This window comes from Rhizobium sp. P44RR-XXIV, from assembly GCF_001999485.2.
GTDB lineage: Bacteria > Pseudomonadota > Alphaproteobacteria > Rhizobiales > Rhizobiaceae > Rhizobium.
In genome coordinates this window covers 44,550-60,969 of record NZ_MPVZ02000024.1, presented here as the reverse complement: position 1 = coordinate 60,969, position 16,420 = coordinate 44,550, and the positions used below count along the sequence as shown (strand labels likewise).

Below are 16,420 nucleotides of genomic sequence, written 5' to 3'. Positions count from 1 at the left end.
TGATATTGCCGCAGGCAGATCAGACTGCGGCGGCTACCTTTGCGTCCCTGATTTCGGCCAGGCGCTTGGCTGCCGTCGGCGGGATGGGGAGGTGCGGGTTGTTGGCGATGGTCTCGACCAGCAGTTCGTCGCTCGCTCTTTCCGTTTCCTCGAGGAGGCGGGCGAAGAAGACATCCGGATCCAAGCCCGGCTCAATCGGCGGCAGGATACGGACCTTGAGGTGGCCTGGATATTTGCGGAAGGTGCGTCGTGGCCAGAACAGGCCGGGATGCATGGCAACGGCAACGACGGGGATGTCGAGGTCGCGATACATGCGGGCGATGCCGTATTTATAGACCGGTTCGGCGCCCGGAGGTCTGCGGGTACCCTCGGGATAGATGATGAGCTGGCGGCCGGTGGCGAGCTCTTCCTGGGTGCGTTTCAGCACGTCGAACATCACCTTGCCACGTGCGCCGCGGTCCACCGGGATCATGCGCTGCTTTCCCGCATACCAGCCGAACAGCGGAATCCACATCAGCTCGCGCTTCAGGATGTAGACGGGATCGTCAAGGTAGGGCAGCAGCGCAAAGGTGTCCCAGAAGGATTGATGCTTGGGCGCGAAGATGTAGCTGCCCTTCGGAATATTCTCCAGGCCTTCGATCTCGAAGGTGGTGCCGACGATCTTCTCCATCAGCCAAGTGCTGGATTTGGCCCACGCCTTGGGGATCGCATAGGCCGCCTTGCGCGGCATCAGGAAATAGATCGGCGAGAGCACGATCATGCGAATAATGAGATTGGCGTAGAAGACGATATTGAACAGGATGGAACGCAAGGTGATCATCAAGGCTTTCCCAACACGCGGGCTTTCGCCAGCATCAGAAGCCTTGCCTACACGATTACGCTGTCAATAAAAAGTCGGTCCGCGTGCGGTCCAGCATCTCAGTCCGGATCGTCGCTCTGTTCTTGCGAGCGCAGGCCGACCGGGCGCCCCAGGCCGGTGATATTGCGGGCACCGGCGAGAAGAACCTTGGCATATTCAGCAATCATCGTGCGCAGTGCATTCGGATCGGAGAACCAGTTCTTGGTCTTCAGGTCGGAATTGACCACGGGGTAGGGAATGAAGTCGGTGGACGGGTCGACATATTTCAATTCCGCCAGGCTGCGGGGCATATGGTAGTTGTTGGTCACTACCAGCACGCTCTTGTAGCCCCGGGCATGGATCCACTTCGCGGCTTCGCGGGCATTGCCGATCGTGTCGATGGCGTCATAGCCGATATCGACGCAGCAATTGAAGAGATTGACCGAGCTTTGCGTCAGCCTGCGGATCTGCGATGGGGTGGTGGTTGGATGCACGCCCGAGATTAGCAGCCGGTTGCCGGCGCCGGAGCGCAGCAATTCCACTGCCTGATCGATCCGCTGATAGCCGCCCGTCAGCACGACGATGCCATCCGCCTTCGGAGCCAGTGGCGGTTTCAGCGTGGTGATCGAATCGGCAAAATGCAGGAAGCCGCCGAAAATGATGGCGACGAGGAATATGAAGCCAAAGCCGCCCCAGCGCAGGAGGCGCCGGAACAGGCTACGCCGCACGGGTCTATCGCTGCTGGATTGTTCTTCCAGCCGCTGCGAACTCACGGTCTTGCGAGTCGTCAGATCCATGCTCATGATTCGCTATTATACGACAATTGCGGCAAGCTACGGGCTGCCCAACGGCAAAAAATCATCACCACAGTGTCAATTCTGCACACTGTCCGACCTGCCGGGGTCGGAACGGATCAAATCGATCTCGTAGATCGTGCGCATGACGGTAAAACGCGCGGTAAGCGTGGTCAGCAGCGCGATGATGATCATGGTCGCGAGAATGCCGAGATAGCCGAGCGCGCCGACGGAAAACGTGCCGAAGAGGGCGGTCGCCTGGTCGGTCTGCGGCGTGGCGATCGTGCGGCTCTGCAGGAGGCCGGCACTGGCGAAGAACAGGGCGGCAAGCGCGCTGCCGGCCCCCGATCCCTTCAGGCTGATCTTCAGGAAATGCTTCTGAAACTCGGTGGCGACGAAGGTGCTTTCGGCACCGACGAAATGCAGCACCTCGACGATGTGCCGATTGCCCGACAGTGCGCCGCGTGTAGCGAAGACTACGGTCAGCACCATCGCCGTGAACACCAGCAGCAGAATTCCCGTGCCGATAAGCACGGTAGTGTGCGCCATCGAAACGAGCCGGTCGACCCAGGTGCGATGGTCGTCCAGCGTCGCCTGCGGGATCTGCGCCTTGATCAGGCTGCGTATGGCCTCGAAATCCGGTGGATGCGTCTCATCGATGGTGATGATGACGAGGCGCGGCACCGGCAATTCCTTGATATCGAGACCGGCGCCGAGCCATGGTTCGAGCAGACGTGCCGTTGCCGCCTCATCGAGGATCTGGCCGGACTTGGTGCCGACGAAGCTGAGTGCGATATCACGGGCGCTGGTGAGCGCTTTCTCCATGTCCAGATTATCATCCGGCTTGATCTGGATGGTGATCTCGCGGGAAATCTGGCCTTCCCAGCTTGCTGCCGTCGAGCGGACCATGCTGACCGCGCCGAGCGTGAGGCAGGCGAGAAAAGCCATGATGGCGATGACGACGATCAGCGCATTGCCCTGAATATTCGAGGAGGGCACAATCGGACCGGTCGGGCGCACGCGCATTTCCGGCCGCTTGCGCTCCGGCGGTGGTGCCGTGGGTGCCTGCCGCGCTTGCGGGGCTTTGGCGTTCTGTGCGTTGCTGCGAGGGGCGGGCTTAGTCATAGATATCGAGATGCCCTCCCGACAGGATCATGCGCCTGGCTTCGATCTGGTCCATCAGGGCAAGGTCGTGCGTAGCGATGACGACGGCGGTGCCGAGGCGATTGAGCTCGAGGAACAGATTGAGCAGCCGGCGTGCCATTGGCGGATCGACATTGCCCGTCGGCTCGTCTGCAAGCAGGATTTCCGGGCGGTCGATGAGCGCGCGCGCAATGGCGGCGCGCTGCTTTTCGCCACCCGAGAGCACCGGCGGCAGCACGTTGATGCGCTCACCCAGGCCGACCCATTTCAGCAGCTCAAGCACATCGGTGCGATACGAGGTTTCGTCCTTGCCGCGCACGCGCAGCGGAAGGGCGACATTTTCATAGGTGGTGAGGTGGTCGAGCAGCCGAAAATCCTGGAAGACGATGCCGACGCGGCGTCGCAGCAGAGGCAGCTCGTTGCGCGGGATCGAGGAAATCTCCCGATCGAACATGCGGATCAGCCCACGGGTCGGCTGCAGCGACATGAACAGCAGCCGCAGCAGCGTCGTCTTGCCGGCGCCGGAGGGACCGGTGAGGAACTGGAACGATTTTCGCGGAATGTCGAAGCTGAGGTCGCGGAGGATTTCCGGGCCCATGCCGTAACGCAAACCGACGTTCTCAAAATGAATCAACGGGCATCCAGTCTTCCGCGGGGTTCAATCAGGCGACTTGTTAACCAGCGGCGTTAACAGCCGGTAAATTTTCTGGAAAGGCGCCCCATTCATGGCGATCTTTGCGAAGCATTAACCATTAAAATTTACGACTGGGCAGGATTCGTTTCAATGCCCTCATTCGCAATGGGCGTCGAAACCATGTGGATCACCGAAACGGGAGGTCATCATGGGCGCTTTTCGCCACCGTCCGCAACAGGCGGGGCTGGTTTATGACCTCATTCCGCCCGAGCGCGGATCGGGTTCGGGCCAGGTGCACCATTTCACGCCGAAGTCTGACATCGTCGATGCGGAGTTCGTGACCGTTTCCGGCAGGAGCGTCTCGGGCGCCAACATGCGCCATGGCGGTCCCGCGCGAGCAAAATTGCGGCCGCAGCCGGCTCGCAGGACCGTGCTCTCGCACACATTGGCTTCGCTGCGCTTTATCGAAGAGATCTTGCAGCAGGCCTCGCGCCGCAGTTTCGTGGCGCTCATCGTTTCGCTTGCGGTGCTGATCTTCGGTCTTTCCGGCGGTTTTTCCGGCCTGTCGGATACGACGGGCGAGATGGCTGGCGAGCCGCTGCAATTCGCGCATGTAACGCTGACGCCGCGCGACGAGAACGGGCTGCGTGTGCTGACATTGAATGGCATCATCGAGAATGTCAGCGGCGCGACGCTCTCAGTTCCCCCGATACGCGCCAATCTTTTTGCCGGTGATCAGCTGGTCAGAAGCGTTGTCGTGAATGTGCCGATCGATCGTCTCGCACCGCATGAGAGCCGAGGGTTTTCGACGCGATTGCAGCATCCCGGCGGAAAAACACCGGATGTTCGCCTGACCTTCATGCCCTAAACGGTAATGCCGAAAGGTGTAGGTGGCCTTCGGGCGGCACCACACTCCAGCTATTTGATTCTAGCGCAGATTCAGATTTTAGGTGGATTGGGCCTAAAATCATCCGACTCTGGGGGGTGTGTCGGCTGTGCTGATTGTGCTAGGGGCTAGAGCTTGATCAGCGGACAAGTGCCGCAGCACAGCCATGGAGCATGCCAATCAATGCCTGTCGTACGCGGGAAAAATATCGAGCCGCTTTTCACTGCCGAGCAGATTGCCGAGCGTAACAAGGCTCTGGCGCAGCAGATTGCCAGCGGCCCGACGAAGGATCTCCTCGTCATTGCCATTCTCAAGGGCTCGTTCATTTTTGCGGCCGACTTGCTGCGCGCGCTGCATGACACCGGGCTTGCGCCGGAAGTCGAATTCATCACCTTGTCGAGTTATGGCGCCGGCACGACGTCCCAGGGTGTTCGCATCGTCAAGGACATCGACAGCGATGTGAGAGACCGCGACGTGCTGCTGGTCGACGATATTCTCGAATCCGGCCGTACCCTGCGTTTCGCCAAGGAATTGCTCTATGAGCGCGGCGCCCGCAACGTCTCGCTCGCGGTGTTGCTCGACAAGAGCGTCAAACGTCAGGAAGAGCTGGAGGCCGATTATGTCGGCTTCGAATGCCCCGATTATTTCGTGGTCGGCTATGGCATGGACGTCGCCTATGCCTTCCGCGAGCTGCCCTTCGTGGGCGTAGTCACGGGCGATGCTACCTGACGCAATTTCAGGAAAATGCGTGGCGGTCTCCCGCCCGTAATTGCGCAAAGACAATAATCCGGAGCGGTCAAGCGATGCCTTGAAACGCGCGACCGCTCCGGTGAATCTGAGTTAACGCGGGCAGCCGTCCTGGCTGTCCCATTCTGCTCCAGTGATGACGACTCATTAACCACGGAGCCTGATCGACCCTCCTCGTTTACCTATCGCAAACGGAATTCTGGTGATTTCGGTCGCGGAACATGACGGACCAGGAGCATAGGCCATGGCAAAAATTCTCATCACGGAAGACGAAGATTCGCTTCGCACCTTCGTCGCCCGCGCGTTGCGCCTGGACGGCCACGAGACCGAAGAGGCAGCTGATGGCGCCGAAGGTTTGGAAAAGCTGAAATTGGGCAGCTACGATCTGCTGCTGTCGGATATTCGCATGCCCGTCATGGACGGCATCGAGCTTGCGCATCAGGCTCATTCGACCTGCCCGGGAATGAAAATCCTGCTGATGACCGGCTATGCCGAGCAGCGCGAGCGGGCAGACGATCTGATGGAAAAGATCGTCGATGTCGTTGCCAAGCCTTTTGCTCTGCCTGATATCCGCAAGGCCGTCGCCCGCGCCTTGGCTGCCTGAACCGTCTCGTCGGCGCTACTGGCCCAGATTCAGCAGACGTTCCAGATAGCGCCGTTCCTCAGACAATGAAGGATTATTGCTCAACCGCTCGCGAATGGCATCGAGAATTTCGCGAGCGCGCTGAGCGTCAATGATCTTGGGTATCATATCGCTATCGGGATTATCCAAGGGACCGTTGTCATTACGCGGCCGGCCGAGTGGATCGCGGCCACCCTGACCACCCGGACCCATTTGTCCCGGCATTTGCCCCTGGCCCTGGCCTTGTCCCTGCTGCTGCATCTGCGCCATGAGCTGGTTCATCATGTCGCGTGTGCCCTTGCGCAAGGCGTCAAGCGCGCGGCCCTGGCCCTGTACGGCGCCTTCGCCGTTGCCTTCGGTCAGCTGGCCTGCGGCACCCTTCATTTCCTGCTGGGCCTTGCCGTAATTCTGGTTCGGCTTCATGCCCATCGAGCCGAGGTTTTTCTGGAGCTCGCCGAGCTGCTTGGCTAGGTCGTCCTGCTGCTGGCGTAACTGCTTCAATGCGTCGCGCAGCTGATCGGCGGTCATGCCATCGGTGGGGTCGCTATCCTTCTTGCCCTGCTGGTTCTGGCCCTGATTTTTCTGGCCCATGTCGGGTCGGTTCTGGTCGCCGAGGTTGGGCAGCGGCTGATCCATCAGGCCGTCGCCATCCTCGTTGGAATCGCCGCGCTGCATGCGATCACGCATGGCCTGGTCGAACTTGAAGGTCTGGTCCATGAGCTTCTGCTGATCGCGCATGATGCGGCCGAGCTTGTCCATCTGCTCGCGCATCTTGTCATTTGCCTGGTTCTGCTGCTGGCCGGGTTGGGGCTTGCCGGCCTGAAGGCTGTTCATCAGATCCTGCAACTGGGAAAGCATCTGCTGCGCCGCCTGTCGATTGCCGGAGCGCGCTAGGTTTTCGATCTGGTCCATCATCCGCTGCAAGTCTTGCTGACGCAGAATATTGGCGGAGCGCTGGTTGGGCTGGGCCGGCATGTTGCGCATGCGTTCGGCCAGCTCTTTCATATAGGCATCCATCGCCTTGCGCAGCTCGGCCGTCAGCTTCTTGATTTCCTCATCCGAGGCGTTGCGCTGCAGGGCGTCGGAAAGCTTTTGCTGTGCATCCTTCAGGGCCTTCTCGGCGTCGGTCAGCTGGGCATCTTCCATGCCGAGCGCGATCTGCCAGAGATAGTCGGCGGTGTCCTTCAATGCGGCATTGCTGCTGGCAAGTTTCATACGTGTGAGTGCTGATTTGATCGCCAGATAGTTGCCGAGATCGGGAATGGTTTCTTCCGGCCGGATGGTCAGCGATTTGTTGAGCTCGATCGCCTCCGGCATCTTGCGCGTATCGAGCGCGAAGACCTGGCGCTCCTCGGCGACGGCGGCTGCCAGCGGCTGGCTGAAATTACGGGGCGGCAGAACCATCTCATAGGGCGCGCTGCGCCCGGTCTGCCCGGCTCCGTCCTTGGCGACCAGGGTGATGCGCACCCGCTTGCCGGCAAGCGGATCCTGGGTCAGGTCATGGCTTCCGAGACCCTTGCCATTGCGGCGGTCGCGGCGCGGAATGTCCAGCTTGTATTCCGGCAGGCCGTAGAGCGGCGTCGCGGCCGGATCGGAATCGACGGGCACGATGTCGGCGTGGGCTTCCTCGACGCCGTAATCATCCTTGACCCTGAAGCCGAGCTCCAGTGCGCCGCTGGCATTGGCATGTGGAATGCCGTCAAAGCTGATTTCCGGCGGCTTGTCGACCACGACATTGAAGGACCAGGACTTGCCGTTGACGGTGAGCGCTCCGCCCTTTTCGAGCTTCATCACATGCGTGCGGGCTATCATGCCATCGGCTGCAGGTGGGGTGGCGTTGCCTGGTGCCACCGGCGGCGCTGCAGCAGGCTTGCCGCCGGCCGGTGTGGCCTGCTGATCGGCATCGGCGACTTGTTCGGGAACTTCGACGCCCTTGTCGGCGCCAGCTACTTGGAACAGCACCTTCTCATCGGCCGAGGCGCCGGTGACGCGCACGGTAAGCTCGGAGAATTGCGGTACGTTGAGATTATCGCTGGCATTGGCGACATTGCCGGTGAGATAGACCGGTGGCTCGCCGGTATAGTAGGGCGGTGTGACCCAGGCGTCGACGCGGACATCCGGATTGCTCGAGCCGGATGCGGATGCGGTGAAGACATCGCTCAGAGAGCCGCCGCCATTCGACATCGAGAAACTGAAGGCCGTTACCAGCAGCAATGCCGGAATAGCACGCAGGGCGAAACGGTCGTAACGTGCGATATCCGGCCGCGGGAGGCCCGCATCCAGCGCGGCAATACGTTCCGCCATGCGGGTCTGGTGCTCGCGCCAGAGTGCACGGGCAAAGGGCGTCTCGAGCGCCGGCTCATCTTCCTGCACCGTGACTGGCTGGTGGGCGAGGCCATTGCGCTCTTCCAGCAGCCGATCCGCCTCGCTGATATCGGGCCAGCGCAGACGGCGCAGCGGATAGAGGGAGACGGCAAAACCGACGACGAAGACGGCGAGCATCAAGAGGCGCAGGATATCCGGTGCGACGCGGAAAATGCCGAACCATGCAGCAGACAGGAACAGGGCGAGAATGGATGCCGGCAACAGCAGCCGGGGCAGAAGCTGTTCGGAAACCAGCACGAACCGTGCAAAGAGACGCTTGACCGCAACCATGCGCGCCAGCGCCGGACGGGTGGCGAAAGCGCCCTTCTTGGGGTTGCTGGGGCTGGTCATCGGTCCGGTTTTCTCCCGATCTGACGTTGATGGCTATTTGCCCGTTGGAAATTGGCCGGATGTCCCACACATCCAAGCTCGCGGCGCCCGGCGAGACACCAATTCAGCAAAGATAACATTCTTTGTGGCGAAGACGAGGGCAAGCCACGCCAAAGCCTGTTTTTTCATCGGACTTCGCTGAAACGTGATCGCTTGGCAGCGGTGGACAGGATTGTCCTTCCGCGCGCAGATTCGAGCGCGAAGCCGACTATCCTTCGAGCCAGGCGGGAAGCGAATCCAGCGCGATCAGCTCCTCATAGGTGCCGCGCGGGCGGATGACATGGAATTCGCCGCCCTTGACCAGCACTTCGGGAACCAGCAACCGGCTGTTGTAGGTGCCGGCCTGCACCGCGCCATAGGCCCCGCCGGAGCTTACGGCGAGAAGATCACCGGGCTTCGGCATCGCCATGTCGCGGTCGAGCGCCAGATAGTCACCCGTCTCGCAGACAGGGCCGACGACGTCGGCCTTGATGCGTGGAGCATCGGCGGCGGCAACGACGACCGGACGGATCTCATGATAGGCTTCATACAGCGTCGGGCGGATCAGGTCGTTCATGGCGCCGTCGACGATCACGAAGCTCTTGTCGCCGCCATCCTTCACATAGATCACTTCCGTCACCAGAAGGCCGGCATTGCCGACGATCAGACGGCCCGGCTCGGTGACGATCTTGCAATTGAGACCGCGCAGCTGGTTCTTGACGATCTCAGCATAGGCATCGGGCAAGGGCGGCGGGTTGTTATCGTCCCGATAGGGGATGCCGAGGCCGCCGCCGATATCGACATGATGGATATGGTGGCCGTCGCCGCGCAGCGTTTCCACAAGATCGCGCAGCAGCTTGAAGGCATCGTCGAAAGGCTGCAGCTCGGTGATCTGGCTGCCGATATGCATATCGATGCCGGTGGCGTTGATACCGGGCAGGCTGGCGGCCCGATCATAGACGGCGCGGGCGCGCTGCCAGGAAATGCCGAACTTGTTTTCCTTCTTGCCGGTCGAAATCTTCGCGTGGGTGCGGGCATCGACATCCGGGTTGATGCGGAAGGAAACGGGCGCAACCTTGCCGGCGCGGACGGCGCGCTGGTTCAGCACTTCCAGTTCGGGCTCGGATTCGACGTTGAAGCAATAGATGCCGGCTTCGAGCGCCACATCCATTTCCTGCGCGGTCTTGCCGACGCCGGAGAACATGATGCGGCTTGCCGGAATTCCGGCTGCCAATGCGCGGCGCAGTTCGCCGACGGAAACGACGTCGACACCAGCGCCGAGGCGGCCGAGCGTCTTCAATACCGCCTGGTTGGAATTGGCCTTCATGGCGTAACAAACCATGGCGTCTACGTCGCTAAAGGCCTCGGAGAAGACGCGGTAGTGGCGCTCCAGCGTTGCCGTCGAATAGACGTAGAACGGGGTGCCGACCGTCTTGGCGATCTCGACAATCGGCACATCCTCCGCGTAGAGGATGCCGTCACGATATTGAAAATGGTTCACGGCCGTCGCCTAATCAGAGAAGCGGATCGAGGAAGAACTTCTTGTCCTGGTCACCCGGCTGCTTCGTCGGCTTGGAAACGTCACCGCCCTTGGTCGCGTGAGCACTCGGCGGGTCGAGATCGCCTTTGCGGCCACATCCGACGACGGCAAGGCCGATGACCGAAAGCACGACGGTCAGGCGGATGATATGCGGCATGTTGATCTGCATCGAAATCCTCTTGGGCGATTAGAGCACGATGCCGAAAAGTGTGAGCGGTTTTCGGATAACATCATGCTCTACGTCTTTGATTGTAGAGCTGGATGATTTTCGGTCGAAGCGACCGAAAATCATCCAGCTCACGCGCTGAAGTTACTCTTCTTAGCGAAGTTTCCGCGTCTTGTGCACCCTGATTGTTTGCTTGCGTTTTCGTCAGTCTTTTCAGTTGCGGGCGCGCCAGAAGGCGATCTGCTTGCGCACCTCCGAAGGCGCCGTGCCGCCGAAGCTCTTGCGGCTGGCAACCGAGGCCTCGACCGTGAGCACGTCGAAGATCTTGTCGGTGATGGCGGGGTTGATCGCCTGCAATTCCTCGAGAGACAGCTGGGCGAGGTCGCAGGACTTGCTTTCGGCAAGCGCCACGGCACGTCCCGTCACATGATGGGCATCGCGGAAGGGCAGGCCTGCCTCGCGCACCAGCCAGTCGGCAAGGTCAGTCGCGGTGGAGTAACCGGAACCGGCGGCGGCCTTCATGCGCGCGGTGTTGATCGTCAGGTCGCGCACCATGCCGGTCATGGCGGCAATCGCCAGTTCCAGGCTTTCGGCAGCGTCGAAGACCTGTTCCTTGTCTTCCTGCATGTCCTTGGAATAGGCGAGCGGCAGACCCTTCATGATGGTGAGCAACGCCACCAGCGAGCCGTTGATGCGGCCGGTCTTGGCGCGCACGAGCTCGGCTGCATCCGGGTTCTTCTTCTGCGGCATGATGGACGAGCCGGTGGAGAAGGCGTCGGACAGGCGCACGAAGCCGAATTGCGGCGTCGACCAGATGACGATCTCTTCGGCAAGGCGCGACAGGTGCATGCCGGCGATCGCAGCGATCGACAGAAATTCGATGGCGAAATCGCGGTCGGAGACTGTGTCGATCGAATTGCGGGTCGGTTCGCGGAAGCCGAGCGCTTGGCGGTCATGTGGCGGTCGATCGGGAAGCCGGTGCCGGCAAGGGCGGCAGCGCCGATCGGCGATTCGTCCATGTGTTCGATGGCGTGACGAACGCGCGAACGGTCGCGGCCGAACATCTCGACATAGGCCATGCAATGGTGGCCGAAGGTGACGGGCTGTGCCGTCTGCAGATGGGTAAAGCCGGGCATGACGCTATCGGCATGTTCTTCGGCACGGTCGAGGAAGGCTGCGATCAGGTTGGTCAGTGCCTGTTCGCACCTCTGCAACTCTTCCTTCACCCAGAGGCGGAAATCGAGCGCCACCTGGTCGTTGCGCGAGCGGGCCGTGTGCAGCCGGCCGGCAGCCGGGCCGATCAGCGTGGCAAGCCGCGCCTCGATGTTCATGTGGATGTCTTCGAGGCGGCGGGAGAATTCGAAATTGCCGCTTTCGATCTCTGACAGGATCGTGTTCAACCCGTGAACGATCTTGTCTTTATCCTCGGTTGAAATGATGCCTTGATGCGCAAGCATGCCGGCATGCGCGATTGAGCCGCGGATGTCCTGTGCAAACAGCTTCTTGTCGAAACCGATCGATGCATTTATCTCCTCCATGATCGCCGCGGGGCCGGAAGCGAAACGCCCGCCCCACATCTGGTTGGAGGATTTGGTGTCCGTGCCGTCAGTCATGAGATGCCCACCTGGAGAATGAAATGACAGCAAAGAAGCCGTTCGGTCTGCCGTCCATGAAACTCGTTATGCTTGCCGCCGTCGCTGGGATTATTGCCGGCGCGGCAGCGGTATACGTGAAGGAGGCAGGGTATGGCAATGGCATCGGTGAAACGGCTGCGGCTGATCAATGCGGGTCGGCCAAAGATCGTGCCGCCGCCCTGACGCCCTTCACCAAGGGTCAGGTTGCGGCCATGAGCCTGCCGCCGGCGCCGATCTCGCTGCGGGACATTTCCTTCAAGGGTGCTGAGGGACAGCCGCTGTCGATCAACAGCTTTGCCGGCAAGACCGTGCTGCTTAACATCTGGGCGACCTGGTGCGTGCCGTGCCGAGAGGAAATGCCGGCGCTGAACGCGCTGGAAAAGAGCGTCGGCAATGACAAATTCGAGGTTGTCGCCGTCAACATCGATACGGGCGACGAGGAAAAGACGAAATCGTTCCGCACGGAATATGCCATCGACAAGCTCGGCTACTATCGCGACAACACCATGGGCGTGTTCAATGTGCTGAAGAAGCAGGGGCTGGCCTTTGGCCTGCCGGTGACGCTGCTCATCGACGACAAGGGCTGCCTGCTCTCGGCGATGAACGGGCCGGCCGTATGGGACAGCGACGATGCCAAGAAGCTGGTAAAGGCGGCTGCGGGGATCTGATATCCGAACCTCCGATGTCGACTCATCTCGCTCCTCGAAAAGCGATCCGTACCGTTCGGGAATGCTGTTGGCGATCGGTGGCGACTACTGATTGCCGTGTAGGTAGTCGCTTCCATAGTCGCTAAACTGACTGTTTATTTCGCGCCGGCCCCAGACGAGATAGCCGGGAATTTGGCGTGCATGCTTGCGCTGCAAATTGGCCACTGCTGTGATCTCCGTGGCAAATTGCGTTCGCGTCAATCCCGGGCCTTCACCTTTGTCGAAACCCTTGGTTTGCGCTGATATCGCAAACCAAACGGGACGATCATAACGGTGTGCTTCCAGAGCCGACCAGATGCCGTTTACCGAACCGGCACGATACGCCTGAGGCGAAATCCAATCGCTGCCCTTCAACAATGCACTGTGGCTATTGAGATAGGTTTCTGCAACGCTTAATCCGAGCTGGCTGCGAGGAGATATCTCCCTTGTCATCGCAACGAGCTTTGCTTCCGCCTGCTGCGGAGTGATAAGCGATTTACAAGATTTGCCGAGCGCCTTCTGAAAGCCATCGGTCCAATTCGCTTCCATATCATATTCGATATCGACGGGTTTCTTTGCGTCTCGGGCTATCAGAAGTGGGCCATGAGCGAGGGAATCAAGATAGGTTTTCGTCGTAACCCAAGGGCTGATCGTCAGTGCGACATTAAACCCGGAGGACTGTAGCGCCGCTACGAATTTGCCCGCTCTTTCCCGATTCCAGTCACTGCTGTAAGCGAATGTCTGGTCGCATTGGATGTCGCGTTGCGTCCTGGGTTGGTCATTTAGCCATATGTGAACCCGTTTGACGCCCATGGCCTTCAGGTCGGCGAGGGCTGCGTCAGGATTGTCGAGAGACGTGCCGTCCAGGCCGTAGTTCCAACTATAATCCCAATAAATCCCACGGTCTGGGAGTAGGTTTCCGGCATATGAGCTGCTTGTAAGAAGTACACACGTAAAAAGGAAATAAAATATACCGCGCATATCGAATCTCCGACATTCTTCTAGCGCTATATATTCTCAGCTTGAAGCAAAAAGCCATGCTCTCTGTGAAAGGCCCAAATCTTTCATAGAGAGCATGGCTTTTCTATCGCGTCACCCTCAGCGCGTCGGAATCGGTACTTCGCCGCGATAATCGTAGAAGCCACGACCGGATTTGCGGCCGAGCCAGCCGGCTTCGACATATTTTACCAGGAGCGGGCAGGGGCGATATTTCGAGTCGGCCAAGCCATCATGGAGGACCTGCATGATCGACAGGCAAGTGTCGAGGCCGATGAAGTCGGCAAGCTGCAGCGGGCCCATGGGATGGTTGGCGCCGAGCTTCATGGCGGTGTCGATGGCATCGACGGTGCCGACGCCTTCGTAAAGCGTGTAGATCGCCTCGTTGATCATCGGCAGCAGGATACGGTTGACGATGAAGGCGGGAAAATCCTCGGCGACGGTGATCGTCTTATCCAGCGAGGACACATATTCCTTGGCGGCGGAGAAGGTCGGTTCGCCGGTGGCGATGCCGCGCACCAGCTCCACCAACTTCATCACCGGAACCGGGTTCATGAAGTGGATGCCCATGAAGCGCTCCGGCCGGTCGGTGGCGGAGGCGAGGCGGGTGATCGACAGCGACGAGGTATTGGTAGCGAGCATCGCCTCGGGCTTCAGGATCGGGCAAATCTGCGCGTAGATCTTGCGCTTGACGCTTTCGTCCTCGGTCGCGGCCTCGATGGCGAGATCGACCTGGGCGAGGTCGTTGAGATCGTTCGATCCGGTGATGCGGGCGAGTGCTGCCTTGCGATCCTCGTCACTGGTCTTGCCGGAGCTGACCTGACGGGCAAGGTTGCCGTTGATGGTTGCAAGCCCGCTTTCGATGCGGTCCTGCGAGAGATCGTAGATATGGACCTTGTAGCCGGCCATCGCGGATACGTGAGCGATACCGCAGCCCATCTGGCCAGCGCCGATAATACCGATCGTCTTCAGCGAACTCATTGCCAACTCCCCGGCGGCGCGCCCTTGGCGGTGCGTTATATTTTAGATCACAAATTTGCCGGGCCACTTCTAGCCCGGCAAAGATTGATAGACCTATAAGAGACGATTTTCCAGTCTCTCGCAACTGCGAGAAGGTCAATAGGTACGATCAAAGCGCCTTTTGCAGTTCCGGCAGTGCTTCGAAGAGGTCGGCAACGAGGCCATAGTCGGCGATCTGGAAGATCGGGGCTTCCTCATCCTTGTTGATGGCAACGATGACCTTCGAGTCCTTCATGCCGGCCAGATGCTGGATAGCGCCGGAGATGCCGCAGGCGATGTAGAGTTGCGGCGCCACCACCTTGCCGGTCTGGCCTACCTGCCAGTCGTTCGGCGCATAGCCGGCATCGACGGCGGCGCGCGATGCACCAACGGCCGCACCAAGCTTGTCGGCGACGGGAAGGATGACCTCGCGGAATTTCTCGGCAGAACCAAGTGCGCGGCCGCCCGAGATGATGATCTTGGCCGATGTCAGCTCCGGACGATCGGACGACGACAGCGCATCGCCGACGAAGGTCGAGAGGCCGGGGTTTGCAGCAGCAGAGACGTTCTCGATCGCGGCGTTGCCGCTTGCGTCGGCGGCGGCAAACGAGGCCGTGCGCACGGTGATGACCTTCTTGGCGTCGGTCGACTGCACCGTCTGGATGGCATTGCCGGCATAGATCGGCCGCTTGAAGGTATCGGCGGAAACCACTTCGATAATTTCCGAGATCTGGGCGACGTCGAGCAGAGCGGCAACGCGCGGCAGCACGTTCTTGCCGACAGACGTGGCCGCACCGATGATGGTGTCGTAGGAACCGGCCAGCGATACGATCAGTGCTGCCAAGGGCTCTGCGAGATTGTTGGCAAGGCTTGCATCCTCGGCAACCAGTACCTTGGAGACGCCTGAAAGCTTTGCAGCCTGTTCGCCAGCAGCCTTTGCACCAGCACCCGCGACGAGCACATGCACATCGCCGCCGATCTTCGTTGCTGCCGTCAGCGCCTTGGCGGTCTGGTCGGAGAGGTGGGCATTGTCGTGATCAGCCAGAAGAAGAATGGCCATGATGAAGTCTCCTTTTCCTGGACCTTAGAGGACGCCGGCTTCGTTTTTCAGCTTGTCGACAAGCTCGGCGACGGACTTGACCTTGACGCCTGCCTTGCGGCCGGACGGTTCTTCGGTCTTCAAGACCTTCAGGCGCGGCTCAGTGGAGACGCCGAAATCGGCTGGCGACTTCTTGTCGAGCGGCTTCTTTTTCGCCTTCATGATGTTCGGCAGCGATGCATAGCGCGGCTCGTTCAAGCGCAGGTCGGTGGTGACAACTGCTGGAAGCTTGACTTCGATCGTCTGCAGGCCGCCATCGACTTCGCGGGTGACCTGGGCCTTGCCGTCGCCGATCTCGATCTTCGAGGCGAAGGTTGCCTGTGCCGTGCCGAGCAAGGCTGCCAGCATCTGGCCGGTCTGGTTGCTGTCGTCGTCGATCGCCTGCTTGCCGACGATGATCAGGCCGGGCTGTTCTGCATCGGCAACGCCCTTCAGGATCTTGGCGACCGCCAGGGGCTCGACGGCGTCATCAGTCTCGACCAGGATGGCGCGATCCGCACCCATGGCCAGCGCCGTCCTCAGCGTCTCCTCAGCCTTGGCGGGCCCGATCGATACGACCACCACTTCCTCGGCCTTGCCGGCTTCCTTCAGCCGCAGCGCTTCCTCAACCGATATCTCGTCGAACGGGTTCATCGACATCTTCACATTCGATAGCTCAACGCCAGATCCATCCGATTTCACCCGGATCTTCACGTTGTAATCAACCACCCGCTTTACTGGCACGAGAATCTTCATGGAATCCTTCCTTCAACATGACCGCCCGAGAACATGCGCTGTTTAGCGCCATTCCATTTGTCGAATGGCGACATGGATACGCGTTTTTCCCCCAATTACAACGCTCCAAAGTCGTAGAGCGACGAATTGCCTTCAAGGCTTAAATAACGTTTACGTCAACGTCAATAT

At 60.1% G+C, this 16,420-nt stretch carries 15 protein-coding genes and 1 pseudogene; 4 read left to right on the top strand and 12 right to left on the bottom strand.

All coding sequences use genetic code 11. The features are described from left to right. Positions 1 to 19 precede the first annotated feature (19 nt). From BSK43_RS04165 to ftsE, 4 genes are all read right to left on the bottom strand, one after another. Complete coding sequence (locus BSK43_RS04165) at positions 20 to 820, bottom strand: 1-acyl-sn-glycerol-3-phosphate acyltransferase (RefSeq protein ID WP_077471751.1); 801 nt, start codon at positions 818 to 820, stop codon at positions 20 to 22. 98 nt (positions 821 to 918) lie between these two features. Then, complete coding sequence (locus BSK43_RS04160; RefSeq protein ID WP_136686724.1) at positions 919 to 1,641, bottom strand: YdcF family protein; 723 nt, start codon at positions 1,639 to 1,641, stop codon at positions 919 to 921. A 69-nt stretch (positions 1,642 to 1,710) separates the two neighbouring features. Further along, positions 1,711 to 2,658: an ABC transporter permease gene (locus BSK43_RS04155; RefSeq protein ID WP_136686751.1), complete on the bottom strand. Its 948-nt coding sequence runs from the start codon at positions 2,656 to 2,658 to the stop codon at positions 1,711 to 1,713. 91 nt (positions 2,659 to 2,749) lie between these two features. Beyond that, complete coding sequence (gene ftsE, locus BSK43_RS04150) at positions 2,750 to 3,409, bottom strand: cell division ATP-binding protein FtsE (RefSeq protein ID WP_068389118.1); 660 nt, start codon at positions 3,407 to 3,409, stop codon at positions 2,750 to 2,752. A gap of 208 nt (positions 3,410 to 3,617) precedes the next feature. On the opposite strand from ftsE, the gene BSK43_RS04145 reads away from it, so the two are divergent. From BSK43_RS04145 to BSK43_RS04135, 3 genes are all read left to right on the top strand, one after another. After that, complete coding sequence (locus BSK43_RS04145) at positions 3,618 to 4,277, top strand: FxLYD domain-containing protein (protein ID WP_077471749.1); 660 nt, start codon at positions 3,618 to 3,620, stop codon at positions 4,275 to 4,277. A gap of 201 nt (positions 4,278 to 4,478) precedes the next feature. Continuing rightward, positions 4,479 to 5,024, top strand: a complete 546-nt coding sequence (gene hpt / locus BSK43_RS04140) for a hypoxanthine phosphoribosyltransferase (RefSeq protein ID WP_068389122.1) — start codon at positions 4,479 to 4,481, stop codon at positions 5,022 to 5,024. Positions 5,025 to 5,286: 262 nt separating this feature from the next. Continuing rightward, positions 5,287 to 5,646: a response regulator gene (locus BSK43_RS04135; RefSeq protein WP_068389128.1), complete on the top strand. Its 360-nt coding sequence runs from the start codon at positions 5,287 to 5,289 to the stop codon at positions 5,644 to 5,646. A 15-nt stretch (positions 5,647 to 5,661) separates the two neighbouring features. On the opposite strand, the gene BSK43_RS04130 is transcribed toward BSK43_RS04135, so the two are convergent. The 4 genes and pseudogenes from BSK43_RS04130 to argH form a co-directional block, all read right to left on the bottom strand. Next, positions 5,662 to 8,379 (bottom strand): TIGR02302 family protein, encoded by a 2,718-nt coding sequence (locus tag BSK43_RS04130; RefSeq protein ID WP_077471748.1) that lies wholly within the window; start codon positions 8,377 to 8,379, stop codon positions 5,662 to 5,664. Positions 8,380 to 8,626: 247 nt separating this feature from the next. Then, positions 8,627 to 9,898, bottom strand: coding sequence for a diaminopimelate decarboxylase (gene lysA, locus BSK43_RS04125; RefSeq protein ID WP_077471747.1), 1,272 nt, complete (start codon positions 9,896 to 9,898; stop codon positions 8,627 to 8,629). A 13-nt stretch (positions 9,899 to 9,911) separates the two neighbouring features. Beyond that, positions 9,912 to 10,106, bottom strand: coding sequence for a lipoprotein (locus BSK43_RS04120; RefSeq protein WP_077471746.1), 195 nt, complete (start codon positions 10,104 to 10,106; stop codon positions 9,912 to 9,914). Between the two features lie 210 nt (positions 10,107 to 10,316). Continuing rightward, positions 10,317 to 11,716 (bottom strand): annotated as a pseudogene (argH, locus tag BSK43_RS04115) (argininosuccinate lyase). Positions 11,717 to 11,739: 23 nt separating this feature from the next. On the opposite strand from argH, the gene BSK43_RS04110 reads away from it, so the two are divergent. Next, positions 11,740 to 12,405 carry a TlpA disulfide reductase family protein gene (locus BSK43_RS04110; RefSeq protein ID WP_077471745.1) on the top strand — a complete coding sequence of 222 codons (666 nt, stop codon included), beginning with the start codon at positions 11,740 to 11,742 and terminating at the stop codon, positions 12,403 to 12,405. An 84-nt stretch (positions 12,406 to 12,489) separates the two neighbouring features. On the opposite strand, the gene BSK43_RS04105 is transcribed toward BSK43_RS04110, so the two are convergent. From BSK43_RS04105 to BSK43_RS04090, 4 genes are all read right to left on the bottom strand, one after another. Then, the gene (locus tag BSK43_RS04105) at positions 12,490 to 13,404 is read right to left on the bottom strand and encodes a hypothetical protein (RefSeq protein ID WP_077471744.1); all 915 of its coding nucleotides are present in this window, start codon (positions 13,402 to 13,404) and stop codon (positions 12,490 to 12,492) included. A 117-nt stretch (positions 13,405 to 13,521) separates the two neighbouring features. Then, entirely contained in the window at positions 13,522 to 14,400 is an 879-nt protein-coding gene (locus BSK43_RS04100; protein ID WP_077471743.1) for a 3-hydroxybutyryl-CoA dehydrogenase, read from the bottom strand. A gap of 148 nt (positions 14,401 to 14,548) precedes the next feature. Continuing rightward, positions 14,549 to 15,478: an electron transfer flavoprotein subunit alpha/FixB family protein gene (locus BSK43_RS04095; protein WP_077471742.1), complete on the bottom strand. Its 930-nt coding sequence runs from the start codon at positions 15,476 to 15,478 to the stop codon at positions 14,549 to 14,551. Positions 15,479 to 15,502: 24 nt separating this feature from the next. Then, a complete protein-coding gene (locus tag BSK43_RS04090; protein ID WP_077471741.1) occupies positions 15,503 to 16,252 on the bottom strand; it encodes an electron transfer flavoprotein subunit beta/FixA family protein in 750 nt (249 codons plus the stop codon). Positions 16,253 to 16,420 lie beyond the last annotated feature (168 nt).

Excerpts from the sequence above, each read along its gene's own strand:
- BSK43_RS04165 (WP_077471751.1), bottom strand. The coding sequence starts at position 820 with ATGATCACCTTGCGTTCCATCCTGTTCAATATCGTCTTCTACGCCAAT.
- BSK43_RS04160 (WP_136686724.1), bottom strand. The coding sequence starts at position 1,641 with ATGAGCATGGATCTGACGACTCGCAAGACCGTGAGTTCGCAGCGGCTG.
- BSK43_RS04155 (WP_136686751.1), bottom strand. The coding sequence starts at position 2,658 with ATGCGCGTGCGCCCGACCGGTCCGATTGTGCCCTCCTCGAATATTCAG.
- BSK43_RS04145 (WP_077471749.1), top strand. The coding sequence starts at position 3,618 with ATGGGCGCTTTTCGCCACCGTCCGCAACAGGCGGGGCTGGTTTATGAC.
- hpt (WP_068389122.1), top strand. The coding sequence starts at position 4,479 with ATGCCTGTCGTACGCGGGAAAAATATCGAGCCGCTTTTCACTGCCGAG.
- BSK43_RS04135 (WP_068389128.1), top strand. The coding sequence starts at position 5,287 with ATGGCAAAAATTCTCATCACGGAAGACGAAGATTCGCTTCGCACCTTC.
- BSK43_RS04130 (WP_077471748.1), bottom strand. The coding sequence starts at position 8,379 with ATGACCAGCCCCAGCAACCCCAAGAAGGGCGCTTTCGCCACCCGTCCG.
- BSK43_RS04120 (WP_077471746.1), bottom strand. The coding sequence starts at position 10,106 with ATGCAGATCAACATGCCGCATATCATCCGCCTGACCGTCGTGCTTTCG.
- BSK43_RS04110 (WP_077471745.1), top strand. The coding sequence starts at position 11,740 with ATGACAGCAAAGAAGCCGTTCGGTCTGCCGTCCATGAAACTCGTTATG.
- BSK43_RS04105 (WP_077471744.1), bottom strand. The coding sequence starts at position 13,404 with ATGCGCGGTATATTTTATTTCCTTTTTACGTGTGTACTTCTTACAAGC.
- BSK43_RS04100 (WP_077471743.1), bottom strand. The coding sequence starts at position 14,400 with ATGAGTTCGCTGAAGACGATCGGTATTATCGGCGCTGGCCAGATGGGC.
- BSK43_RS04095 (WP_077471742.1), bottom strand. The coding sequence starts at position 15,478 with ATGGCCATTCTTCTTCTGGCTGATCACGACAATGCCCACCTCTCCGAC.
- BSK43_RS04090 (WP_077471741.1), bottom strand. The coding sequence starts at position 16,252 with ATGAAGATTCTCGTGCCAGTAAAGCGGGTGGTTGATTACAACGTGAAG.